The 23,474-nt window shown below is 72.7% G+C and carries 21 protein-coding genes and 3 tRNA genes; 14 read left to right on the plus strand and 10 right to left on the minus strand.

Annotation, left to right across the window (positions count from 1 at the left end; translation table 11 throughout):
* Positions 1 to 125 precede the first annotated feature (125 nt).
* Positions 126 to 719, plus strand: coding sequence for a SigE family RNA polymerase sigma factor (locus ACZ7HT_RS01340; protein ID WP_471158510.1), 594 nt, complete (start codon positions 126 to 128; stop codon positions 717 to 719).
* The gene (locus ACZ7HT_RS01345) at positions 716 to 1,360 is read left to right on the plus strand and encodes a hypothetical protein (RefSeq protein ID WP_471158511.1); all 645 of its coding nucleotides are present in this window, start codon (positions 716 to 718) and stop codon (positions 1,358 to 1,360) included. Before ACZ7HT_RS01340 ends, ACZ7HT_RS01345 begins: the two co-directional genes overlap by 4 nt.
* A 147-nt stretch (positions 1,361 to 1,507) precedes the next feature.
* Here ACZ7HT_RS01345 and ACZ7HT_RS01350 read toward each other — a convergent pair.
* From ACZ7HT_RS01350 to ACZ7HT_RS01360, 3 genes are all read right to left on the minus strand, one after another.
* Positions 1,508 to 1,584, minus strand: a tRNA-Ile gene (locus ACZ7HT_RS01350).
* A 166-nt stretch (positions 1,585 to 1,750) separates the two neighbouring features.
* Positions 1,751 to 1,823, minus strand: a tRNA-Asn gene (locus ACZ7HT_RS01355).
* Positions 1,824 to 1,828: 5 nt separating this feature from the next.
* Positions 1,829 to 1,901, minus strand: a tRNA-Asn gene (locus ACZ7HT_RS01360).
* Positions 1,902 to 2,035: 134 nt separating this feature from the next.
* Between ACZ7HT_RS01360 and ACZ7HT_RS01365 the strand changes: the two genes are divergently transcribed.
* The 4 genes from ACZ7HT_RS01365 (at position 2,036) to ACZ7HT_RS01380 (ending at position 7,602) form a co-directional block, all read left to right on the plus strand.
* Positions 2,036 to 2,347, plus strand: a complete 312-nt coding sequence (locus ACZ7HT_RS01365; RefSeq protein ID WP_471158513.1) for a YtxH domain-containing protein — start codon at positions 2,036 to 2,038, stop codon at positions 2,345 to 2,347.
* Positions 2,348 to 2,406: 59 nt separating this feature from the next.
* The gene (locus ACZ7HT_RS01370; protein ID WP_471158515.1) at positions 2,407 to 3,846 is read left to right on the plus strand and encodes an FGGY family carbohydrate kinase; all 1,440 of its coding nucleotides are present in this window, start codon (positions 2,407 to 2,409) and stop codon (positions 3,844 to 3,846) included.
* Positions 3,847 to 3,940: 94 nt separating this feature from the next.
* On the plus strand, positions 3,941 to 5,674 hold the full coding sequence (locus ACZ7HT_RS01375; RefSeq protein WP_471158517.1) for an ABC transporter ATP-binding protein: 1,734 nt from the start codon (positions 3,941 to 3,943) through the stop codon (positions 5,672 to 5,674).
* Positions 5,674 to 7,602: an ABC transporter ATP-binding protein gene (locus tag ACZ7HT_RS01380; protein ID WP_471158519.1), complete on the plus strand. Its 1,929-nt coding sequence runs from the start codon at positions 5,674 to 5,676 to the stop codon at positions 7,600 to 7,602. The genes ACZ7HT_RS01375 and ACZ7HT_RS01380 overlap by 1 nt, the downstream gene beginning before the upstream one ends.
* Positions 7,603 to 7,665: 63 nt before the next feature.
* Here ACZ7HT_RS01380 and ACZ7HT_RS01385 read toward each other — a convergent pair whose 3' ends face one another.
* The 5 genes from ACZ7HT_RS01385 to ACZ7HT_RS01405 all read right to left on the minus strand — a co-directional run bounded on the left by ACZ7HT_RS01385 (position 7,666) and on the right by ACZ7HT_RS01405 (position 14,156).
* Positions 7,666 to 8,733 (minus strand): RNA polymerase sigma factor, encoded by a 1,068-nt coding sequence (locus ACZ7HT_RS01385; protein ID WP_471158521.1) that lies wholly within the window; start codon positions 8,731 to 8,733, stop codon positions 7,666 to 7,668.
* Positions 8,734 to 8,790: 57 nt separating this feature from the next.
* Entirely contained in the window at positions 8,791 to 10,683 is a 1,893-nt protein-coding gene (gene dnaG / locus ACZ7HT_RS01390) for a DNA primase (RefSeq protein ID WP_471158523.1), read from the minus strand.
* Between the two features lie 17 nt (positions 10,684 to 10,700).
* Complete coding sequence (locus ACZ7HT_RS01395; RefSeq protein ID WP_471158525.1) at positions 10,701 to 11,960, minus strand: NAD(P)/FAD-dependent oxidoreductase; 1,260 nt, start codon at positions 11,958 to 11,960, stop codon at positions 10,701 to 10,703.
* Between the two features lie 118 nt (positions 11,961 to 12,078).
* Positions 12,079 to 13,416 (minus strand): deoxyguanosinetriphosphate triphosphohydrolase, encoded by a 1,338-nt coding sequence (locus ACZ7HT_RS01400; protein ID WP_471158527.1) that lies wholly within the window; start codon positions 13,414 to 13,416, stop codon positions 12,079 to 12,081.
* Between the two features lie 35 nt (positions 13,417 to 13,451).
* The gene (locus ACZ7HT_RS01405) at positions 13,452 to 14,156 is read right to left on the minus strand and encodes a sirohydrochlorin chelatase (RefSeq protein WP_471158529.1); all 705 of its coding nucleotides are present in this window, start codon (positions 14,154 to 14,156) and stop codon (positions 13,452 to 13,454) included.
* 150 nt (positions 14,157 to 14,306) lie between these two features.
* On the opposite strand from ACZ7HT_RS01405, the gene ACZ7HT_RS01410 reads away from it, so the two are divergent.
* The 3 genes from ACZ7HT_RS01410 (at position 14,307) to ACZ7HT_RS01420 (ending at position 18,068) form a co-directional block, all read left to right on the plus strand.
* A complete protein-coding gene (locus ACZ7HT_RS01410; protein ID WP_471158531.1) occupies positions 14,307 to 15,029 on the plus strand; it encodes an aquaporin in 723 nt (240 codons plus the stop codon).
* Between the two features lie 31 nt (positions 15,030 to 15,060).
* A complete protein-coding gene (locus ACZ7HT_RS01415; RefSeq protein ID WP_471158533.1) occupies positions 15,061 to 15,750 on the plus strand; it encodes a SanA/YdcF family protein in 690 nt (229 codons plus the stop codon).
* A gap of 212 nt (positions 15,751 to 15,962) precedes the next feature.
* Positions 15,963 to 18,068 (plus strand): molybdopterin oxidoreductase family protein, encoded by a 2,106-nt coding sequence (locus ACZ7HT_RS01420; RefSeq protein WP_471158535.1) that lies wholly within the window; start codon positions 15,963 to 15,965, stop codon positions 18,066 to 18,068.
* On the opposite strand, the gene cutA is transcribed toward ACZ7HT_RS01420, so the two are convergent.
* Entirely contained in the window at positions 18,055 to 18,774 is a 720-nt protein-coding gene (gene cutA / locus ACZ7HT_RS01425; RefSeq protein WP_471158537.1) for a divalent cation tolerance protein CutA, read from the minus strand. The genes ACZ7HT_RS01420 and cutA overlap by 14 nt on opposite strands.
* Positions 18,771 to 18,923 carry a hypothetical protein gene (locus tag ACZ7HT_RS01430; protein WP_471158539.1) on the minus strand — a complete coding sequence of 51 codons (153 nt, stop codon included), beginning with the start codon at positions 18,921 to 18,923 and terminating at the stop codon, positions 18,771 to 18,773. The genes cutA and ACZ7HT_RS01430 overlap by 4 nt, the downstream gene beginning before the upstream one ends.
* Before the next feature lie 29 nt (positions 18,924 to 18,952).
* Between ACZ7HT_RS01430 and ACZ7HT_RS01435 the strand changes: the two genes are divergently transcribed.
* The 5 genes from ACZ7HT_RS01435 (at position 18,953) to ACZ7HT_RS01455 (ending at position 23,467) form a co-directional block, all read left to right on the plus strand.
* A complete protein-coding gene (locus tag ACZ7HT_RS01435; RefSeq protein WP_471158541.1) occupies positions 18,953 to 19,714 on the plus strand; it encodes an aminotransferase class IV in 762 nt (253 codons plus the stop codon).
* 26 nt (positions 19,715 to 19,740) lie between these two features.
* Positions 19,741 to 21,447, plus strand: a complete 1,707-nt coding sequence (locus tag ACZ7HT_RS01440; RefSeq protein WP_471158543.1) for a right-handed parallel beta-helix repeat-containing protein — start codon at positions 19,741 to 19,743, stop codon at positions 21,445 to 21,447.
* Positions 21,444 to 21,854, plus strand: a complete 411-nt coding sequence (locus ACZ7HT_RS01445) for a hypothetical protein (RefSeq protein WP_471158545.1) — start codon at positions 21,444 to 21,446, stop codon at positions 21,852 to 21,854. Before ACZ7HT_RS01440 ends, ACZ7HT_RS01445 begins: the two co-directional genes overlap by 4 nt.
* A gap of 283 nt (positions 21,855 to 22,137) precedes the next feature.
* Entirely contained in the window at positions 22,138 to 22,692 is a 555-nt protein-coding gene (locus ACZ7HT_RS01450; RefSeq protein WP_471158547.1) for a hypothetical protein, read from the plus strand.
* 127 nt (positions 22,693 to 22,819) lie between these two features.
* Positions 22,820 to 23,467, plus strand: coding sequence for a class F sortase (locus ACZ7HT_RS01455; RefSeq protein WP_471158549.1), 648 nt, complete (start codon positions 22,820 to 22,822; stop codon positions 23,465 to 23,467).
* Positions 23,468 to 23,474 lie beyond the last annotated feature (7 nt).

A 23,474-nucleotide genomic window follows, 5' to 3' on the forward strand; every position in this document is an offset into this window, starting at 1 on the left:
CGGAGCGGGGCGCCTTGTTCTTTTTTCGAGGGAAGGGGGAGGGCTTCCACGAAGCCCTGGCTCACTTTCGGGAGCGGGTCACACCTCGCCCCCCCCCCAGGACGGGGCGGCGGCGGCCGCGGCACGTGCCCCTTCACCGTCTCTTCCCCGAGGTCTGGTTGAGCAACGCCGACGACGAATTCCACGCCTTCATGACCGTCCGGTGGCCCAGCCTGATACGCACCGCGTATCTGCTGACCGGCAGTCACCACGATGCCGAGGACCTGGCCCAGAACGCCCTGGCCCGCGCCTACGCCAAGTGGGACAAGGTGCGGCACAGTGACGACATGGCCGCGTACGTCCGCAAGATCATGATCAACGTCCACGCGGACGGCTTCCGCCGGCGGACCGTCCGCGAGTGGTTCACCTCACGGCTCCCGGAGACCGCGGTGGCCGACCGGACCGCACAGGTGGAGCACCGCGGCGCGCTCATGGACGCGCTCGCCAGGCTGCCCCTGCGGCAGCGGTCCGCGGTGGTGCTCCGCTACTTCGAGGACATGGCTCCCGCCCAGATCGCCGCGGCCCTGGGCACCCGGGAGAGCACCGTACGCAGCCAGATCACCCGCGGCCTGGCCGGACTCCGCGACGACGGCGTGCTTGCCGCCCTGGCCGGGCGCCCCCGGGAACCCCGCACCACCCACCCGAGCGACTCGGTCGCGCTGAAAGGAATGCCCCGATGAACCAGGACGAGACCCTGGCCGCGGCGCTCCACGAGGCCGCCGCGGCCGTGCCGGTGGGTACGGCCCCCACGACGGCCGTGATGCTGCGGGGAAGGACGATCCGCCGGCGCCGCAGGGCGCTGCGGTCAGCCGTCGTGGCGGCCGCGGTGCTCGTCCCGGTGGCCGGTGCGGCGTTCTCCGCGACCTTCGGCTCCCCCTCCCCGCGCCCCGTGCCCGGGGCGTCGACGGCGGCACCGGCGCCGGTGCGGGTGGTGGCTCCGGGCGAGAAGGTGACGCTCGACGGGGGCCACACGATGCGGCTGACCGCCCAGGGCTTGTACCTGGGGGTGCCGGGCTCCGCCGGGGAGCAGCTGCTGAAGGCGGCCGCGGTGCCCGGCGGAAGGATCGCGGCCACGTCCTCCGGTGACGGCACCGGCACCGTGTGGGCCGGCATCTACCGCGGCCCCGGGAGGCCCGCCGGGGTGACCCTCTCGGTGGGGGGCCGGAGGGTGAGCGCCGGTGTCGTCACGCTGCCCGGCAGCCCCGGCTGGGTCGCCTTCCACGCGTACGACCCAGATGCCAGGACGAGCGGCAGCACCCTCACCGTTCTGGGGGCCGACGGCACGGTCCTGGCGACGCTGGCCAAGCCGGGCAAAGGCTGAACCGCCCCGCGCCCATGAGGCATCGGGGTGATGTCGGCGTGTCGCTCCGCGTTCCCGCGCGAAGGGGGTGCACCGTGGGACGAAAGAGCCCGCAGTCGCAAAAGAGCCCGCAGTCGCAGACGAAACCTTCCTGCGACCACGGGCGTGTGGTGGGGCGGGTGGGACTCGAACCCACGGCCGACGGATTATGAGTCCGCTGCTCTAACCGGCTGAGCTACCGCCCCGAACGGTGAGGCGCGTACATGTGTGCGCGCCGTCTGCCGCAGCATAGCCGCTCATACGATCTCCTGCTCCGGATGATCGGCTCTGCTCGACCATGAAGACCGCACCGCGCTCCGTATGGTTCCCGTACACGCGAAAAAGGACCCCAAAGGGTCCTTTTCCGTCTCGCTCCCCCGACTGGACTCGAACCAGTAACCCTCCGGTTAACAGCCGAATGCTCTGCCAATTGAGCTACAGGGGATCGCGCTCCCCCGACTGGACTCGAACCAGTAACCTGCCGGTTAACAGCCGGCTGCTCTGCCAATTGAGCTACAGGGGATTGCTGCGTTGCATCGATCGGCTCCACCTGGCCCTTGCCGGGCGGCGCTCGCTCGCTGCGAGACATACATTAGCGCAAGCAGGGGGGTGCTCCGCCAATCGGTATCCCCAGGGCCTCCAGGAAGGATCGCCGCCGTGCGGTACAAGCTGACGTTCGTCGTGGGACTCGCCGTCGGTTACGTGGTCGGCACGCGGGCCGGACGCGAGCGCTACGAGCAGATGAAGAAGTCGGTGAAGGACTTCGCCCAGAACCCCGCCGTACGGAACGCGGCCGAGTCCGCCGCCCAGACCGGACGCCAGGCCGCGGGCAGGGCGGCGCACCTGGTGGGCGACAAGGTGGGCGACCGGCTGCCGTCCTCGGTGACCGACCGGGTCCACGCGCTGCGCGGGCGCGGCCGGGTCAACGGCAAGGTCGACGAGGAGGAGTGGGGCACCAGCAACACCTGAGCCCCGCACATGCCGCACCGGCAGCGCCCGTGCCCCCGCGTGCGGCAGAATCATGTGTCATGGGGATAGTCGCCGGACTGGACAGCTCTGCGGAGTTCACACGCATCGTCGTCTGTGACACGGACACGGGTGCCGTACTGCGGCAGGGGTACGCCGCTCATCCCGGCGAACCGAAGGCCGTCGACGTCGATCCGCAGAACTGGCTGCTCTCGCTCGGGGAGGCCGCCACCGGCGGGCTCCTGGAGGGCGTGGAGGCCATCGGCGTCTCCGCGCAGCAGCACGGGCTCGTGCCGCTCGACGCGCAGGGCGGCCTGGTGCGGCCCGCGCTCGTCCGCAACGACAAGCGGGCGCAGGTCGCCGCCGCCGACCTCGTCGAGTCGCTGGGCGGACGGCAGGCCTGGGCCGAGGCCGTCGGCAGCGTGCCCGGCGCCGGGCAGCCCGTCGCCAAGCTGCGCTGGCTGGCCCGGAGCGAACCCGAGAACGCCCAGCGGGTCGCCATGATCCTCCAGCCGCACGACTGGCTCGTCTGGCAGCTCCTCGGCCGGCCCGTCCGCCGCACCACCGACCGCGGCGCCGCCTCCGGCACCGGCTACTGGTCCGCGCGGACCGGGGTCTACCGGCCCGATCTGGTGGATCTGGCGCTCGGCCACCAGGCCATGCTGCCCGAGGTCCTCGGGCCCTCCGACGCCGCCGGCATCACCCCCGAGGGCCTCCTCGTCTCCGCCGGCACCGGCGAGACGATGGCCGCCGCGCTCGGCCTGGGCCTCGGCCCCGGCGACGCGGTGGTCTCGCTCGGCGCCTCCGGCTCCGTGATGGCCGTGCACCACGAGGCCCTCGCCGACCCGCACGGCATGATCACCTCCTTCGCCGACGCCACCGGCATGCACCTGCCGGTCGTCTCCACCTCCAATGCCGTACGGGCGCTGCGCGGGACCGCGGAGATGCTGGGCCTGGAGTCGCTGGACGAACTCTCCGCGCTCGCGCTGAAGTCGACGCCCGGGGCCTCCGGGCTCGTCCTGCTGCCCTATCTGGAGGGCGAGCGGACGCCGAACCTGCCGCACACCGCGGGCACGCTCAGCGGGCTGCGGCGCGAGTCGATGAGGCCCGAGCACCTGGCGCGGGCGGCGTTCGAGGGGATGCTCTGCGCGCTCGCCGACGCCATGGACGTGCTGCGCGGGCGGGGCGTCGAGGTGCGGCGGGTGTTCCTGCTCGGCGCGGCGGCCGCCCTGCCGGCCGTACAGGCGCTGGCTCCGGCGCTGTTCGGCGCGCAGGTCGTCGTCCCCCAGCCGGCCGACTACGCGGCGCTCGGCGCGGCCCGGCAGGCCGCCTGGGCGCTCGGGGTCGCGCGGGGCACGCTGTCCCCGGCCGCTCCCCCGGCCTGGCAGGGCGCGGTCGCGCAGATCCTGGAGCCCGGCAACGACCTGTCGGCGGGGCAGGCGGTGCGCCGGCAGTACGTGGCGACGCGGGAGCAGGTCCACCCGGGCGCGTTCGGCCACTGAGCTCGCACGTACGTTCGTAAAGTCTTGTCCAGGGCTCCGGCCGCGCCCCGAAACCGTTCGTAACGTCACAGGGGCGCGGGCGATAGTAGGAGCCGTGCTCATAAGACTTCTCCGAACCCACCTGCGGCCCTATCGAAAACCCATCGCGCTGCTCGTCCTGCTGCAGTTCCTGCAGACCAGCGCGAGCCTCTACCTGCCGACCCTGAACGCCGACATCATCGACAACGGTGTCGTCAACGGGGACACCGGCTACATCCTGCGCTTCGGCGCCCTGATGGTCGGCATCTCCGTCGTCCAGGTCGTCTGCAACATCGGGGCCGTGTACTACGGCGCCCGCACCGCCTCGGCGCTCGGCCGCGACGTGCGCGGCGCGGTCTTCGACCGGGTGCAGTCCTTCTCCGCCCGGGAGCTCGGCCACTTCGGCGCGCCCTCGCTGATCACCCGTACGACCAACGACGTCCAGCAGGTCCAGATGCTGGTCCTGATGGCGTTCACGCTGATGGTGTCCGCGCCGATCATGTGCGTAGGCGGCATCGTGATGGCGCTCGGCCAGGACGTCCCCCTGTCGGCCGTGCTGCTCGCGGTGGTGCCGGTCCTCGGCGTCTCCGTCTCGCTGATCGTGCGGAAGATGCGGCCGCTCTTCCGGACCATGCAGACGCGCCTCGACACCGTGAACCGGGTGCTGCGCGAGCAGATCACCGGCAACCGGGTCATCCGCGCCTTCGTGAAGGACGGGTACGAGGAGGAGCGCTTCCGGGGGGCCAACGGCGAGCTGACCGACGTCTCGATGGCCACCGGGCGGCTGATGGCGCTGATGTTCCCGACGGTGATGACCGTCGTGAACGTCTCCAGCGTGGCCGTGGTCTGGTTCGGCGCGCACCGCATCGAGAGCGGCGGGATGGAGATCGGCGCGCTGACCGCCTTCCTCGCCTATCTGATGCAGATCGTGATGGCCGTGATGATGGCCACCTTCATGTTCATGATGGTGCCGCGCGCCGAGGTCTGCGCGGAGCGCATCGAGGAGGTCCTCGGCACCGAGACCAGCGTCGTGCCGCCGGCGGAGCCGGTGACGACCCTCGACCGGCGCGGGCACCTGGAGGTCCGAAGCGCGGACTTCCGGTACCCGGGCGCGGAGGAGTCGGTCCTCAGGGACGTGGAGCTCGTCGCCCGCCCCGGTGAGACCACCGCGATCATCGGTTCGACGGGCAGCGGCAAGTCGACGCTGCTCGGGCTCGTGCCCCGGCTCTTCGACGCCACCGGCGGCGAGGTCCTCGTCGACGGCGTCGACGTGCGGAAGCTCGACCCCGTCCTGATGGCGAAGACCGTCGGGCTCGTCCCGCAGAAGCCGTACCTGTTCTCGGGGACGGTGGCGACGAACCTGCGGTACGGGAAGCCGGACGCGACCGACGAGGAGCTCTGGCACGCCCTGGAGGTCGCCCAGGCCGCCGACTTCGTACGGAAGCTGGAGAACGGTCTGAACGCCCCGATCGCGCAGGGCGGCACCAACGTCTCCGGCGGGCAGCGGCAGCGGCTCGCGATCGCGCGGACGCTCGTGCAGCGGCCGGAGATATACCTCTTCGACGACTCCTTCTCCGCGCTCGACTACGAGACGGACGCCCTGCTCCGGGCCGCGCTGGCCCGGGAGACGGCCGACTCGACCGTGGTGATCGTCGCCCAGCGCGTGTCGACCATCCGCGACGCCGACCGGATCGTCGTCCTCGACGAGGGCCGGGTCGTGGGCACCGGACGGCACCGGGAGCTGATGGCGGACAACGAGACGTACCGGGAGATCGTGCTCTCCCAGCTGACCGAGGCGGAGGCAGCCTGATGGCCGGTCCTGGCGGACGCATGATGGCCGGTGGCGGCCCCGACCAGCGGTCGATGGACTTCAAGGGCTCGGGCAAGCGGCTGCTGAAGCAGCTGGCGCCCGAGCGCGGCACGCTCTGGCTGATGCTGATCGCCGGCGTGCTGTCGGTGGCGGCCTCCGTGGTCGGGCCGAAGATCCTCGGCAAGGCGACGGACCTGATCTTCGCGGGGGTCGTCGGGCGGAACATGCCCGAGGGCGCCACGAAGGCGCAGGCCCTGGAGAAGCTCCGCGCCTCCGGCGAGGGCGGCATGGCCGACATGCTGTCCGGGGTCGACTTCACCCCGGGCCAGGGGATCGACTTCGGCGCGGTCGGCGAGGTCCTGCTGTGGGTCCTCGCGATCTACGTGGCGGCGGGCCTGCTGATGCTGGTCTCCACCCGCATGTCGATCAAGGTGATCAACCGGACGGTCTACCGGATGCGGGAGGACGTCCAGACGAAGCTGGCGCGGCTCCCCCTCTCGTACTTCGACAAGGCGAAGCGCGGCGAGGTGCTGTCGCGGGCGACCAACGACATCGACAACATCTCGCAGACGCTCCAGCAGTCGATGGGCCAGCTGATCAACTCGCTGCTCACGATCGTCGGCGTGCTCGGGATGATGTTCTGGATCTCGCCGCTGCTCGCGCTCGTGGCGCTTGTGACGGTGCCGGTCTCGGTGTTCGTCGCGGCGAAGATCGGCAAGCGCTCGCAGCCGCACTTCGTGCAGCAGTGGAAGTCGACGGGCGCGCTCAACGCGCACGTGGAGGAGATGTACACCGGGCACAGCCTGGTGAAGGTCTTCGGCCGGCAGGAGGAGTCCGCGCAGGACTTCCGCGAGCAGAACGAGGCGCTGTACGAGGCGGGGTTCAAGGCCCAGTTCAACAGCGGTGTGATGCAGCCGGTGATGTTCTTCGTCTCGAACATCAACTACGTCCTGGTGGCCGTCGTCGGCGGTCTGCGGGTGGCGACCGGCACGCTCTCCATCGGTGACGTGCAGGCCTTCATCCAGTACTCCCGCCAGTTCTCGATGCCGCTGACGCAGGTGGCGTCGATGGCGAACCTGGTGCAGTCCGGTGTCGCCTCGGCGGAGCGGATCTTCGAGCTGCTCGACGCGGAGGAGCAGGAGCCGGACGCGCCGACGAGTGAGAAGCCCATCGATCTCAAGGGCAAGGTCGCGCTGGACCAGGTGTCCTTCCGTTACGAGGAGGCCAAGCCGCTCATCGAGGACCTGTCGCTCACGGTGGATCCCGGGCAGACGGTCGCGATCGTCGGCCCGACCGGCGCCGGCAAGACGACCCTGGTGAACCTGCTGATGCGGTTCTACGAGGTGACGGGCGGCCGGATCACCCTGGACGGGGTGGACGTCGCGAAGATGTCCCGCGAGGAGCTGCGCAAGGGCATCGGCATGGTCCTCCAGGACACCTGGCTCTTCGGCGGCACCATCGCGGACAACATCGCGTACGGCGCCACGCGCGAGGTGACCCGCGCCGAGGTCGAGGAGGCGGCGCGCGCCGCGCACGCCGACCGGTTCATCCGGACCCTGCCCGAGGGCTACGACACGGTCATCGAGGACGACGGGGCGGGCGTCAGCGCGGGTGAGAAGCAGCTGATCACCATCGCGCGGGCGTTCCTGTCCGACCCGGTGATCCTCGTCCTGGACGAGGCGACCAGCTCGGTCGACACCCGTACCGAGGTCCTCATCCAGAAGGCGATGGCCCGACTCGCCCACGGGCGCACGTCGTTCGTGATCGCGCACCGGCTCTCCACGATCCGGGACGCGGACGTGATCCTGGTGATGGAGAACGGCTCGATCGTCGAACAGGGCACGCACGAGGAGCTGCTGGCGTCCGGCGGGGCCTATGCCCGGCTGTACGCGGCGCAGTTCGCGCAGGCGGTCGCCGAGGTCGACTGACGCGTCCCGACCCCGGGGGGTGTCCTGCCTGACCGGCGGGGCACCCCCTGGTCGGTTCAGGGGTCAGTCCAGGTAGCCCCTGAGCTGGTCCGCGTAGGCGTGGTCCCGCAGCTTGCCGAGGGTCTTGGACTCGATCTGGCGGATGCGTTCGCGCGTCACGCCGAAGATGCGGCCGATCTCCTCCAGGGTGCGGGGCCTGCCGTCGTCCAGGCCGTAGCGGAGCTGGACGACCTTCCGTTCCCGTTCGCCGAGGGTGGAGAGGACGTCCTCCAGGTGGCGGCGGAGCAGCAGGAAGGCGGCGGACTCGACGGGCGAGGCGGCGTCGCCGTCCTCGATGAGGTCGCCGAGGGCGACGTCCTCCTCCTCGCCGACGGGGGCGTGCAGGGAGACCGGTTCCTGGGCGAGGCGGAGGACCTCGCCGACCCGCTCGGGGGCCAGGTCCAGCTGGGCGGCGACCTCGTCGGCGGTGGGCTCGTAGCCGCGCTCCTGGAGCATGCGGCGCTGGACGCGGATGACCCGGTTGATGAGTTCGACGACGTGCACGGGGACGCGGATGGTCCGGGCCTGGTCGGCGAGGGCCCGGGACATGGCCTGGCGGATCCACCAGGTGGCGTACGTGGAGAACTTGTAGCCGCGCGCGTAGTCGAACTTCTCGACGGCCCTGATGAGGCCGAGGTTTCCCTCCTGGACGAGGTCGAGCATGGTGAGGCCGCGTCCCACGTACCGTTTGGCGACGGAGACGACGAGGCGGAGGTTGGCCTCGATGAGCTTGCGCTTGGCGATCCGGCCGAGGACGACGATCCGGTCCAGGTCGTATGCCAACTGCGTGTCGAGGTCGGGGGTGTTGACGAGTTTCTCCTCGGCGAAGAGCCCGGCCTCGACGCGGCGGGCGAGCTCCACCTCCTCCTCGGCGCTGAGCAGCGGGATGCGGCCGATCTCGCGCAGGTACTGGCGGAAGAGGTCGGAGGAGGGGCCGTTGCCGCCGAGGTCGCCGGTGCGGCGGCGCTGGACGGGTATCTCGGGGAGTTCGGCCTGCTCGTCCGGTCGGGTGGTCTGGATCTCGGTCTGCACGGCGGGCGACCTCCAGGTGGGGCGGAACGGCACCGTCACCCAGTGTGGGGTACGACACATCGCCGCCACGAGGGGCGTGCGGTGACTTTTTGAGACCGCCCTGTGACCGAGGGTAGGTCAGAGGGCGGCGGCGCCGTTGTTCCGCAGGGACTGCCCGTACTGGGTGAGGACCCACAGCTCGTTCTGCACGGCGGCGAGCTGCGCGGGGTCGCCGTTCGGGCCGAGCCGGGCGAGGGTACCCTGGACGTCGCGGATGCGCCGGTCGACGGCGCGGAGGCGGACGGTGACGAGCTGGTCGCCGGCGTAGGCCTCGTCGACGGTCTTGGCGAAGATCGTCTCGACGGCGAGTTCGGTGACGAGCGCCCGGACCGAGTCGTTGGGGGCTGCCTCGCGGACGGCGTCGAGGTAGTCGGAGGGGGCGCCGGTGGCGCCGCCCGCGTCCTGGACGCACTGCCGGACGGCCGCGTAGGGCGGGGCGGTGAACTCGTCGGTCCCGTACGCGTCGAAGGCCGGGGAGACCAGTTCGGGCCGCTGGAGGGCGAGCTTGAGGAGCTCCCGCTCGGTGCGGTGGGCGGGGCTGCGCAGGTTGAGCGCGGGGCCCGAGGTCGCGGCGGCCGGGACCGGGGTGTCGTACGTCCGCTGGGGCTGCTGCCGGCGGTCGGGGCCCCGCTCGCCGCCCTGCCGCTGCCAGCGGGCGATCTGGGCGACCCGCCGGACCACGAACTGGGTGTCGAGGATGCCGAGCATGCCGGCGAGCTGGACGGCGACCTCGTGCTGCGAGGCGATGTTCTTGATCTTCGCGACGATCGGCGCGGCCTCGTCGAGCGCGGCGGCGCGCCCGGCCGGGGTCTCCAGGTCGTACCTGGTCACGATCTGGCGGAGCGCGAACTCGAAGAGCGGGGTGCGGGGCTGGACGAGTTCGGCGACGGCCTCGTCGCCCTTGGCGAGGCGGAGCTCACAGGGGTCCATGCCGTCGGGGGCGATCGCGATGTACGTCTCGGCGGCGAACTTCTGGTCGTCCTCGAAGGCCCGCAGGGCGGCCTTCTGGCCGGCGGCGTCGCCGTCGAAGGTGAAGATGACGCGGGCCGAGCCGTTGTCCATGAGGAGCCGGCGGAGGATCTTGATGTGGTCGCCGCCGAAGGCGGTGCCGCAGGTGGCGATGGCGGTGGTGACGCCGGCGAGGTGGCAGGCCATGACGTCGGTGTAGCCCTCGACGACGACGGCGCGGCTGACCTTGGCGATGTCCTTCTTGGCCAGGTCGACGCCGTAGAGCACCTGGGACTTCTTGTAGACCGGCGTCTCGGGGGTGTTGAGGTACTTGGGCCCGTTGTCGTCGTCGCGGAGCTTGCGCGCGCCGAAGCCGACGATCTCGCCGCCGACGTCCTTGATCGGCCACATGAGGCGGCCGCGGAAGCGGTCGATGGGGCCGCGGCGGCCGTCCTGGGAGAGGCCGGAGAGGATCAGTTCCTTGTCGGAGAAGCCCTTGCCGCGCAGGAAGCGGGTGAGGTGGTCCCAGCCGGCCGGGGAGTAGCCGACGCCGAAGTGCTCGGCGGCGGCCTGGTCGAAGCCGCGCTCGGCGAGGAACTTCCGGCCGATCTCGGCCTCGGGCGAGCCGAGTTGGTCGGCGTAGAACTGGGCGGCGACCTTGTGCGCCTCGATCAGGCGGATGCGCTCCCCGCGCTGGTGGCCCGGGTTGTAGCCGCCTTCCTCGTACCGCAGGGTGATGCCCGCCTTCGCGGCGAGGCGCTCGACCGTCTCCGAGAAGGAGAGGTGGTCGATCTTCATCACGAAGGCGATGGTGTCGCCGCCTTCCTGGCAGCCGAAGCAGTGGAAGAGTCCCTTGCTGGGGCTGACCTGGAAGGAGGGCGACTTCTCGTCGTGGAAGGGGCAGAGGCCCTTGAGGTTTCCGCCGCCCGCGTTGCGCAGCTGGAGGTACTCGGACACGACGGCGTCGATCGGGACCGCGTCCCGTACCGCCTTCACGTCGTCATCGTTGATCCTGCCTGCCACGCATGAATTCTACGGGGTCAAACAAGTGATTCCAGAGGTACGGAGGCGTCGGCGAGGGCTTCTGTAGCCACGGGCGTACGGGCGCGGATGAGGTTCTGGATGGGCTCTGTGACGTCCCACACATTCACGTTCATCCCGGCGAGGACCCGGCCCTCCTTGAGCCAGAAGGCGATGAACTCGCGCTTGCCGGTGTCGCCGCGGACCACGACCTGGTCGTACCCGCCGGGCGGCGCCCAGCCCGAGTACTCCATGCCCAGGTCGTACTGGTCGGTGAAGAAGTAGGGCACCCGGTCGTACGAGACGCGCTGCCCGAGCATGGCGCGGGCGGCGGCCGGGCCGCCGTTGAGGGCGTTGGCCCAGTGCTCGACGCGGAGCCGGGTGTGCAGGAGCGGGTGGTGGGCGGCGGCGATGTCGCCCGCGGCGAAGATGTCGGGGTCGGAGGTGCGCAGGGACTCGTCGACGGCGACGCCGCCGCCGTCGGCCCGGTCGACGAGGGCGAGGCCCGCGTTCTCGGCGAGGGCGGTGCGCGGGGCGGCGCCGATGGCGATCAGGACGGCGTGGGCGGGGTGCTCCTCGCCGTCGTCGGTGCGGACGGCGAGGACCATGCCGTCCTGCCCGGTGATCTCGGTGAGCCGGGCGCCGAAGTGGAAGCGGACGCCGTGGTCGGTGTGCAGGTCGGCGAAGAGCTGGCCGAGCTCGGGGCCGAGCACGCGGTGCAGCGGGGTGGGGTCGGCCTCCACGATGGTGACCTCGGCGCCGTACTGGCGGGCCGCGGAGGCCACCTCGAGGCCGATCCAGCCGGCGCCCGCGATGACCAGGTGGCCGTTGTCGCGGCCGAGCTTCTTGAGCTCGTGGCGCAGCCGCTCGGAGTGCGCGAGCCGGCGCAGGTGGTGGACGCCGGCGAGATCGGTGCCGGGGATGTCGAGGCGGCGCGGTTCTGCGCCGGTGGCCAGGAGCAGCTTGTCGTACGCGATGGCGGTGCCGTCGCCGAGGCGGACGGTGCGGGCCTCGCGGTCGACGGCGGTGACCGTCTGGCCGCGGTGGAGTTCGATGTCGTGCTGGGCGTACCAGGCGGGCTCGTGCACGAAGACGGAGTCCCGCTCCTCCTTGCCGGTCAGGAAGCCCTTGGAGAGGGGTGGGCGCTCGTAGGGGTGCTCGCGTTCGTCGCCGATGAGGATCACCCGGCCGTTGAACCCCTCCTCGCGCAGGGTCTCCGCCGCTTTGGCCCCTGCCAGGCCCCCGCCGACGATGACAAAGGTCTGATCTGCGTCGACCACGTCGTTTCCTCCTCTTTGCGACCGGTTCCAACCTACGCCCCCGGGCGTTCGTCCCGTCGTACCTGCCCGGGCCGTGCCTGCGAGGGTCCCGTACGGAGGGAGGTGACGGAAGAGGGCGTCAGGCCCCTGGCGGGGGCGTCTGCCGGGGGGCGCGCAGGCGGGCGTGGAGGGCCCGGGCGGAGGCGTCGGTGAGGTTGGCGATCTGGTCGACGATGACGCGCTTGCGGGCCCGGTCGTCGCGGGCCGTGTCGAACGCGGCACGGAACTGCGGTTCGAGTCCGTCGGGGGCGCGGGTGACGAGCGCCTCGGCGAGCTCGGCGACGACGATCCGCTGGTCGGCGCGGAGCGCCTCCTGCTCGGCGCGCTGCATCACGTACCGGTCGGCGACGGCCTTGAGGACCGCGCACTCGTTGCGGGTGACGCGGGGGACGACGAGCTCGGCGCCGTACCGGGTCAGGCGGCCGGAGCCGTAGGCCTGTCGTGTGGCGCCCTCGGCGGCGAGGCAGAAGCGGCCGATGAGCTGGCTCGTGGCGTCCTTGAGGCGGGCCTGGGCGACGGCCGAGCCGTCGTAGCCGTGCGGCCACCACTCCTGGTCGACGAGCCGGTCGAGGGCCTCGGCCAGCTCCTGCGGATCGGTGTCCTCCGGTACGTAGCGGCCGATGGCGACCGCGGCGATGTCGGCGCGCTCGGGGTCCGCGAAGAGCATGTTCGGGTCGATGTGCCCGGCGTGCAGCCCGTCCTCGAAGTCGTGCACCGAGTACGCCACGTCGTCCGACCAGTCCATGACCTGCGCCTCGAAGCACTTGCGGTGGGCCGGGGCGCCCTGCCGGATCCACTCGAAGACCGGCAGGTCGTCCTCGTACACGCCGAACTTGGGCGAGCCGGGGTCCTCGGGGTGACCGCCACGCGGCCACGGGTACTTGGTGGCGGCGTCGAGGGCGGCGCGGGTGAGGTTGAGGCCGACGCTGACGAGCTCGCCCTCCCGGTCCTTGACGAAGCGCTTCGGCTCGATGCGGGTGAGGAGCCGGAGCGACTGGGCGTTCCCCTCGAAGCCGCCGCAGTCCTTCGCGACGTCGTTCAGCGCCTGCTCGCCGTTGTGCCCGAACGGCGGGTGGCCCATGTCGTGGGAGAGGCAGGCGGCCTCCACGAGATCGGGATCGCAGCCGAGGGCGGCGCCCAGCTCCCGCCCCACCTGGGCGCACTCCAGGGAGTGCGTGAGCCGGGTGCGGGGGCTGGCGTCCCAGGCCTGGCTGCGCGTGCCGGGCGTGACGACCTGGGTCTTGCCGGCGAGCCTGCGGAGCGCGGCGGAGTGCAGCACGCGGGCGCGGTCGCGCTGGAAGGCGGTGCGGCCGGGACGTTTGTCGGGCTCGGCGGCCCAGCGCGCGGTCGCGGACGCGTCGTATCCGGGGGTGTCGGTGGTGTCCGTGCTGTCCTTGGTGCCCTCGATGCCTTCCATGTCTCGACGGTAACCGGAGGGACCGACAGAAGAGCTCAGACGGCGGCGAGTTCCCGGACGCGGGCCTTGTCGAAGCGGTGCAGGACCAGCCGGGCGAGGGCCGGGTGGGCGCCCAGCGGGTCCGAGGCGATCCAGGGGGCGTCGGCGGCGGCGCGGGCCGCGAAGAGGCCGGGGGCGGTGAAACAGGACGCGACGGCGACGCGGCGGCCGCGGGCTTCGAGGGCGCGGACGGCGTCGGGGACGGTGGGCGCGGCGGCGGAGGCGTACGCGGGGACGACGGGCACGCCGCCGAGACGCTCGCCGAGGAGGGCGGCGATCTCCCGGATCACGGCGCGGGAGCGGGGGTCGCGGGACCCGGCGGAGGCGAGGACGACGCCGTCGCCTCCGCCCTCGCTCCAGCCGGCCTGGACGAGCCGGTCGGCCAGGGCCTCGACGAGGAGCGGATGGGCGCCGAGGGGTTCGGCGACGCGGGCGCCGACGGCCGCCGCGGCGGCCGGCAGGTCGTGGGTGACGTGGTGGCCGGGGGCGAGGAGGAGGGGGACGAGGACGACGTCCCCGCGTACGGCGGCGAGGACGTCGTCGACGCGGGGGGTGTCGATCTCGATGTGCGCGAGGCGCACGTCGAGCCCCGGCCGCAGCTCACGGACCCGGTCGAGGAGCCGCGCGAGGGTGGCCCGGGCCCGCGGATCACGGCTGCCGTGGCCCACGGCGACGAGGGTGGTCTTCGGCTGGTGGGTCATGGGGGGAGCTTGCCGGGGGCGCGTTGCGGGGCGGTTTCACAGCGGTGACGGGTGTTTACGGTGCCCCTCACAGCCCGGTGCGGGCCCGCGCCCCGCATGCGCATGGACGCCCCCTTCTTTCCTTCCGAATCACGGAATATCTTTTCCGTTATGAGAATGTCCCCGCTCGCGCTCCCCCGGCGCGCCGCAGCCGAGTTCATCGGCACCGCCTCCCTCGTCGCCGTCGTCGTCGGCTCCGGCATCCGCGCCGACTCCCTGAGCCAGGACATCGGCGTCCGGCTGCTCGCCAACGCCGCCGCCTCCGCCCTCGGCCTCGGCCTGCTGATCGCCCTCATCGGCCCGCTCTCCGGCGCCCACTTCAACCCCGTCGTCACCCTCTCCGAGTGGTGGTCCCAGCGGCGTGACGGCAAGGGGCACGAGGTCCTCGCCTACATCGCCGCCCAGCTCGCCGGGGCCGTCACGGGCGCCCTGCTCGCCGAGGCGATGTTCGGGCGGGCGCCCGGCGTCTGGGCCACCGAGCCGCGCTCCTCCCTCCACCTGCTCCTCGGGGAGGCCGTCGCCACCGCCGGGCTCGTCCTCGTCGTGCGGGGTCTGCGGCACATCGGCCGCCCCGGTCTCGCCCCGGTCGCCGTCGCCGGATACATCGGCGCGGCCATCTGGTTCACCTCCTCCGGCTCCTTCGCCAATCCGGCCGCCACCCTCGGCCGCTCCTTCTCCGACTCCTTCACCGGCATCGCCCCCGCGTCCGTGCCCGCCTTCGCCGCCGCGCAGCTGCTCGGCATGCTGCTCGGGATGGGCCTCGCCGGTGTGTTGTACGGAACAGGCGGCGCGTCCGGCGAACCGAACGCCGCCGACGCGCGTCGGACGGGGTGACAGAACGCCGCCCCACCACGGAGGTCCCCGCATGCCGGCACGGCTCACCCGGTTGATCCCCCGCACCACCCGGGCCCGCCGCCGCACCGTCCAGGCCGTGATGCTGGGCGCCGTCCTCGCGCTCGCCCCGGCGACCTGGATGCAGACCGCCGCCGCCGGGAAGCTCCGTACCGTCGCCGACGTGCCCGCCCGGGACGTCGCCGTCGTCTTCGGCGCCGGCCTGTGGAACGGGCGCCCGACCCCGTACCTCGCGCACCGTCTCGACACCGCCGCCGAGCTGTACCGCGCGGGCAAGGTCCGGGTCCTCCTCGTCACCGGCGACAACAGCCGGACCGCGTACGACGAGCCGAGCGCCATGCGCGCCTACCTGACCGCGCGCGGGGTGCCGGACGGCCGGATCGTCAGCGACTACGCGGGCTTCGACACCTGGGACTCCTGCGTCCGCGCCCGGAAGGTCTTCGGCGTCGACCGGGCCGTCCTCGTCACCCAGGACTTCCACATCAAGCGGGCCGTCGCCCTGTGCGACCGCGCCGGTGTCGACGCGTACGGCGTCGGGGTCGCCGAACCCCACGACCGGACCTGGTACTACGGCACCACCCGCGAACTCTTCGCCGCCGGAAAAGCCGCCCTCGACGCCGGGCTCCGCCCCGACCCGCACTTCCTGGGCCCGGAGGAGAAGGGCGTCACCGAGGCGCTCGCGTCGGCCGCCGGGACGCGCTGAGAGGGCCCGTCCTCGCCGGGCGCGCGAAAGCCTCGCCTCGCCCTGCCGGGGGGGGCACCGAGGAGGCAGGCCTCACCCCGGCGCGCCCCGCCTCGGCCGCCGCCCGCCGAAGCGCCCCCTCACCCGGCCGCGCCCGCCCGGCGGAGGGCCTCGCACCCCGCCCGTAATACTCCGCGCCGCCCCGCGTAACACGTCCGACCCATGCTTGCCGCATGTCCGACGCCGCCACCGTCCCCACCCACTGCCCCTACTGCGCCCTGCAGTGCGGCATGTCGCTCCGCCCCACCGGCGCCCCGGAGCTGCCCGCCGAGGTGGTCGAGCGGACCGACTTCCCCGTCAACCGGGGCGCACTGTGCGGCAAGGGCCGTACCGCCCCCTCCGTACTCTCCTCCCGGGTCCGGCTCACCGGGCCCCTCGTCCGAAGCCCTGACACGGGGGCCCTGGAGCCCGCGTCCTGGGAGGAGGCACTCGCCGCCGTCGCCGACGGGCTGCGCCGGACCCGCGCCGACCACGGTCCCGATGCCGTGGGGGTCTTCGGCGGCGGCGGCCTCACCAACGAGAAGGCGTACACGCTGGGCAAGTTCGCCCGGCTCGTGCTCGGCACCTCGCAGATCGACTACAACGGCCGCTTCTGCATGTCCTCCGCCGCGGCCGCCCACCAGCGGGCCTTCGGCCTCGACCGGGGACTCCCCTTCCCGCTGGAGGACATCCCGAAGACCGGCTGCGTGATCCTCGTCGGCTCCAACCTCGCCGAGACGATGCCGCCCGCCCTGCGCTACCTCACGGAGCTGAAGGAGAACGGCGGGAAGCTGATCGTCGTCGACCCGCGCCGCACCCGCACCGCCGAGCAGGCCGATCTGCACCTCGCGCCGCGCCCCGGCACCGACCTCGCGCTCGCCCTCGGCCTGCTGCACCTGGTCGTGGCCGAAGGACGCGTGGACGACGAGTTCGTGGCAGCGCGCACCGACGGCTGGGAGGGCGCCCGCGCCGGGGCCATGTCCCACTGGCCCGAGCAGGTCGAGCGGATCACCGGCGTGTCCGTGCCGCAACTGCGGGAGACCGTCGCGCTGTTCTGCGACGCCGAAAGCTCCATGGTGCTGACCGCGCGCGGGCCCGAGCAGCAGTCCAAGGGCACCGACACCGTCGGCGCCTGGATCAACCTGTGCCTCGCCACCGGCAGGGCGGGCCGGCCGCTGAGCGGCTACGGCTGCCTCACCGGCCAGGGCAACGGCCAGGGCGGCCGCGAGCACGGCCAGAAGGCCGACCAGCTGCCCGGCTACCGCAAGCTCGACGACCCCGCCGCCCGGAACCACGTCGCCGGGGTGTGGGGCGTGGCGCCCGAGTCGCTGCCGGGGCCCGGGCGGAGTGCGTACGAACTGCTCGACGCGCTCGGCCAGGACGTCAGGGCCCTCCTCCTCATGGGCTCCAACCCGGTGGTCTCCGCCCCGCGCGCCGCGCACGTCGAGGGACGCCTTCGGTCGCTCGACTTCCTCGCCGTCGCCGACGTCGTGCTCTCCGAGACCGCCGCGCTCGCCGATGTCGTCCTGCCCGTGACCCAGTGGGCGGAGGAGACCGGGACCATGACGAATATGGAGGGCAGGGTGCTGCTGCGCCGCCGCGCCCTCACCCCGCCGCCGGGCGTGCGCAGCGATCTGGAGGTGCTGCACGCGCTGGCCGGGCTGCTCGGCTGGGAGAAGGGCTTCCCGGCCGACCCGGAGGAGGTCTTCGAGGAGCTGCGCCGCGCCTCGGCGGGCGGGCCCGCCGACTACGCGGGCATCAGCTACCGCCGGATCGAGGAGGAGACGGGCGTGTTCTGGCCGTGTCCGGACGAGGACCACGCGGGCACCCCGCGGCTCTTCCTCGACCGGTTCGCGACGGCGGACGGGCGGGCCCGGTTCGTGCCGGTGGTGCACCGGGCCGCGGCCGAGGAGACGGACGCCGAGTACCCGGTCGTCCTGACCACCGGGCGGGTCGTGTCCCAGTACCAGTCGGGGGCGCAGACCCGGCGGGTCGACGAGCTGAACGCGGCGGCGCCCGGCCCGTTCGTGGAGCTCCACCCGCGGCTCGCCGAGCGGCTCGGGGTCGCCGAGGGCGAGGAGCTCGCGGTGGTGTCGCGGCGCGGGCGGGCCGTCGCCCCGGCGCGGATCACGGCGTCGATCCGGCCGGACACCGTCTTCATGCCCTTCCACTGGTACGGGGAGGGGCGGGCGAACACGCTGGTGAACCCGGCGCTCGACCCGGTCTCGCGGATGCCCGAGTTCAAGGTGTGCGCGGTACGGCTCGAAACGCTCCCCGAGACGCTCCCTACGGGCGCATGAACCAGTCGCCGCTCTCGATGACCTCGCCCAGGGGCGCGTCCGGGGCCGCCAGGAACACCCAGGCGGACACCCGCGCCCCGTCCCGTACCCGGACGACGTCCATCGCCACCCGCTCGTAGCCGACGGGCAGCTCCAGGCGGTCGAGCAGTCCGAACAGATCGCTGTAGTCACCGGGCGAGGGCGTCAGGAGCGTGCCGACCACCGTGCCGTCGGCGGCCGGGACGACGTACGGATAGCCGGGCCCGTCGTGCAGGACCGCGCCGTGCAGCACGGCGTCCGCCTCGGTGCCGATCCGGCCGGCCAGGAACCGGTCGTGGTTGTACGCGCCGGGGCGCAGCGTCCCGTACACGAAGAACGGCCGCTCGTCGCCCGCCGGGGCCTCGACCTCCGCGGCGCCCGCGGTCTCCTCCTCGACCCAGCGGGCGTACCCCTCGCTGACGCGGGCCGTCCGGGTGGCGAGGATCTCGGGCGTCTCGTAGTCGTGGGAGGCGAGGAGGTGCGCCTCCAGGGCCTGGTAGCGGGCCTCGGTGGTCTTGAACTCGACCTGCCACTCCTCGGCGCTCTCGATCGCCCCGTGCCAGTGATAGACGGAGGTGACGGGCCCCGAGATCTGCGCACAGGCGGCGAGCCGGGCCTCGACGGCACTGCGCGCCAGGGCGTCGGCCTTGCCGCGCGCGTCGGTGGTGGTGCGGACGGTGACGATCACGTCTCCACCGTACGGGCGGACTGCGCCGCGTGCAGCCGGGCGTAGGCGCCGCCGGCGGCGAGCAGCTCCCCGTGACCGCCTCGACGAAGCTCCGTCCCGACCGAAGCGAGGGCGGCCGGCCCGTATCGCCGGAGCCCCGTCAGGGTCAAGTGCCGTGCGGGCGCCGTACGGTGAGGGCATGACGACACCGACCCCGCACACCGAGATCGACGGAACCCCCGCGACCGACCCGGGGCTCCTCGCCGCCCTCCTGACCGGATACGGCCACTTCACGGCGCTGCAGGTACGGGACGGGCGCACGAAGGGCCTCGGCCTGCACCTCGACCGTCTCGACCGCTCGACCCGCGAGCTCTTCGGCGAGGAGCTCGACGGCAAGCGGGTCCGCGAGCTCGTCGCCGGGGCCCTCGCGAACGCCGGGCGGCGGGACGCCTCGGTCCGGGTGTACGTCTACCCGGGCGTCCGCACCGTCGTGACCGTCGCCGATCCGGCCCCGGACGGCCCCGGTGCCCCGCAGCGCCTGACCACCGTCGACTACTGGCGGCCCGCGCCGCACATCAAGCACCTGGGCGGCTTCGGCCAGCGCTACCACGGCGAGGCGGCCCGGCAGGCGGGCTACGACGAGGCCCTGCTGACCTCCCCGTACGGCGAGATCGCCGAAGGTGCCGTCACCAACATCGCCTTCTGGGACGGCACTTCGGTGATCTGGCCGTCCGCGCCCTGTCTCGCCGGCATCACCATGGCGCTCCTGGAGCCGCGCCTCGACTCGGTGCGGCGCCCGGTCACGCTGGCCGACCTGCCGGGCTTCCGGGCCGCGTTCGTGACCAACTCCCGGACGATCGCGCCCGTGACGGCGATCGACGAGGTGACGTTCGCGGTGGACGAGGAGCTGATGGGGCGGGTGTACTCGGCATACGACTCCGTGGAATCGGACAGGCTCTAGACCGAGCGGAACCGGGGGGCAACGGGATGGTCGCGAGATACGTCGTCTCGCCGCGCGGGGGCCGCCGGGCCCACCCCGACATCACGTCGGCGCTCCGCGCGGCGGCCGCACGGGGCCGGGCGGCACTGATCGAGATCGCGCCCGGGCGGTACGAGGAGGCGCTCACCGTCCAGGGCGAGGTGCGGCTGGTCGCGGCCGAGGGCCCGGGCTCCGTCGTGGTCGGCCGGGCCCGGGGCGCGGTCCTGGACGCGTACGGACAGGTCCACGTCCAGGGCCTCACCCTGGAGGGCCGGGACGCCGACGTCGTCGGCTGCCACGCGGGGACGCTGACCCTTGAGCACACGGAGATCCGGGCGCCGGGCGCGGTCGCCGTGCACGCGCGCCCGCGCACCTCCGTCACCCTGCGCGAGAGCGTGGTCCTGCACGGCCGCACGGTCTTCACGGGTGCGGCCGGTCTGGTCGAACGGTGCCGGTTCACGGACGCCGCCGACAACGCGATCGCGGTGCTCGAAGGCGCCCGCGTGACCCTCCGGGACAACCGGATCGAAGGCAGCCGCATCCACGGCCTGCGCGTCAGCGGTGCGCGCGCCGAGGTCACCGGCTGCGAGGTGACCGGCACGGGGGCCGCGGCCTTCATGGCGGACGCCAGGGCGGAGCTCGCCCTGGCGGAGTGCGTGATCGACGCCGTCCACGCGGAGGGGATCGCGTTCATCGAGCAGTCCCGGGGCTCCGTGGACCGCACGCGGGTCAGCGACGCCCTGCACGGGATCGTGACGAAGAGCGGCGCCGGTCCTGTGGTGCGCGGCAGCGTGTTCGCCGCGTGCCGTGACACCGGCATCAACGTCCAGGCCCAGGGCCTGGGCCGGTTCGAGGACTGCGAGGTGCGCGATGCGCGCAACGTCGCGGTGTTCTCGACGACGGGCGGAGCGCCCGAGGTGTATGACTGCCGCGTCTCGGGAGGGAACGTCGGCATCGCCGTCACCGACGGGGCCAGGGGACGCTTCACACGCGTCCTGATCGAGGACTTGACGAGCTCCGCGCTGCGGGTCCTGGACGGCTCCGCGGGCTTGTTCGAGGGTGTCCGGGTGGACCGGTGCCAGACCGGCCTGGACACCCGGGGCGACGGCGGCACGACGGCCGACCTCACCGACACGGCGTTCCGCGACTTCACCCTGCCCGCGGTGACCGCGGCCGGCCAGTCCAGGGTCACGCTCAGACACGTGACGGCGGAGCGTGGCACGGTCGGCTTCGGTGTGGCCGAGGACGCTCAGCTGTTCGTGTACGACTGCACCGTCAGCGCGGTGACCAGCGGCGGGGTCGGAGGGATCGGGAACGGAAGGCTCTTCGCCAGGAACCTCTCCGTCACCGGCTCCGAGGGAGTCGGGATCTCCGGCAAGGACTCCACCTACCTGGACGTCGCGCAGAGCGAGTTCACCGACTGCGCCGTCGCCGGGGCGGTCTTCGACGAGGGGACCAGCGGGCGCTTCGCGGACTGCTCCGTGAACGGCACACAGGGCAAGGCGGTGGTGCACAACGGCCGCGTCGAGCTCGTCTCCCTGCGCACGTCGCTGCCCGTCGTCCGCAAGGCCGCCGGCACGGCCGACCAGCCCCCGACCGTCATCAACCAGATCGGTCCGGTGATCCACGGGGGCGTCCACGGCGGCCAGTTCGCCTGGAACAACGACCACGTCACCCAACACCAGCGGAACGAAGGAGAGGAGTCCTCCCGATGAGCGACGAGCAGAACACCCCGCAGGGCGATGGGCCGGTCTTCAACTGCGGCCCCGTCTCGAACGCCCAGTTCGCCTGGAAGAACGAGACCGTCACGCAGAACCAGCAGAGCAACGGCGTGGTCGCGCCGGGGTACGAGGCGCTCGCCGAGCGGGTGAACGCACTCCTCCGGGACCTCCCCCAGGCGGGCCTCGCCGAGCCGGACCGCCTGGACACCCAGCAGGCGGCCCAGGACGTCCTGGCGGAGATCACCGGTCCCGAGCCCGTCGAGGCGGGCAGGGTGCGCCGCGCGCTCGCCGCCCTGCGGGGCGCGCTCACCCCGGTCGCGATGGGGTTCGCGGCCGGCACGGCGGCGGGGGCGCAGCAGTGGGCCGTGGACGCGATCGGCGGGCTGACCGGGATCGGATAGCCCCGGTCCCGGGCGCCCCTCGGGGCCGGGGGTGCCCGGGGGCGCCTCCGGGCGCTCACCCGTTCGGCACGGGCCGTCAGATGACGGTCCGTACACCCTCCTGACCTGCGCAAACGCCCGGAATCCAGGTGACACTCCGTATCGGACGGAGCAATCCTGATGCCCCATCAGGAGGCGGGGTGCGCGGCGTGGCTCTTATCTCGGTCTTAGAAGGTCCGGCTCCGGGATGTCCCTCCCGGCAGGACCAGTCGGCATGACCGCTCGCGCGCCCCGGAGGACCCCCATGCGCACCACCGCCCGCCTGTTCACCGGTACCGCGCTGACGGTCGCCGCGATCGGGGCGTTCGCCGCCCCCGCGGCGTACGCCGGCAACGAAGACTGGAACTCGAACAGCGAGAGCTCGTACGCGAACAGCGGCAGCCACGAGTCGCTGGAGATCTTTCCGTCGTCCGCGTCCCCGGGCGAGACCGTCACCGTGAACACGCTCGCCTGCGGCAAGCACGGGCACGGCGTCGGGGACGCGAACTCGCTCGGCGCGGGCGAGTTCCAGCTGAACCCGAGCACGCACAAGGAGGTCGTGGTCGGACAGTTCGAGGTGCCGGAGCACGTCAGGGCCGGCTCCTACGGGATCAGCGTGGCCTGCGACAACGGCAAGACCGCCCGGGGTGAGCTGACGGTCAAGCACCGGGGTCCGAGCGGGCACGTCCAGACCGGTGTCGGGGGCAGCGTCGGCCCCGACACCGCCCAGGTCACGGCGGGCGCGGCGGTGCTGGCCGCGGCTGCCGTCGGCGGTGTCTGGCTCCTGCGGCGCCGGGCGAGCGGCGCGCGGAGCCACTGAGACCACCGCCTGTCCTGCCCCCGCCGCGCGCCCGAACACGGCCCGGCGGGGGCAGGGCCACACCCCGGGGCCACACCTCAGGGCCACACCCCGGGGCCACACGCACCGAGCGATCGAGGGAACCCAGGTGAGCAACAGGACCAAGGGCTGGGGCATAGCCGCGGCCGCCTGCGTCGGACTCTGGCTCGTCCACAACGGCTCGGCGATCGTCACCCCGCCCGTTCCGTCGGCCGCGCAGGCCTTCGCCGCCGGGCCGAGCGTGCACACCGACGCCGCCGCCGACCCGCTGCCGCCCTCGGCGCCGGTCCGGCTGCGCATCCCCGAGACCGACGTGGACGCCCCGATGATGCGGCTCGGCCTCGCGGAGAACGGCGCGCTCGACGTGCCGCCGGCCTCGGACCGGAACATGGCCGGCTGGTACGGGGACGGCACCACGCCCGGCGCCAAGGGCACCGCGATCGTGGCGGGGCACGTCGACAACGCCGACGGGCCCGCCGTCTTCTACACGCTCGGCGCGCTCAGGAAGGGCCACCGGATCGAGGTGGACCGGGCGGACGGGCGGACCGCCGTCTTCACGGTCGACGCGATCGAGGTGTACGACAACAAGAACTTCCCGGACCGGAAGGTGTACGACGAGGCCGACCGGGCCGAGATCCGGGTGATCACCTGCGGCGGCGGCTTCTCGAAGAAGAACGGCTACCAGGGGAACGTGGTCGCCTTCGGCCACCTCATCGGGGTGAAGCCGGTGGCGAAGTCCGAAGCGAAGGCGAAGTAGCGGGGCC

Source organism: Streptomyces sp. NPDC037410 (assembly GCF_055602235.1).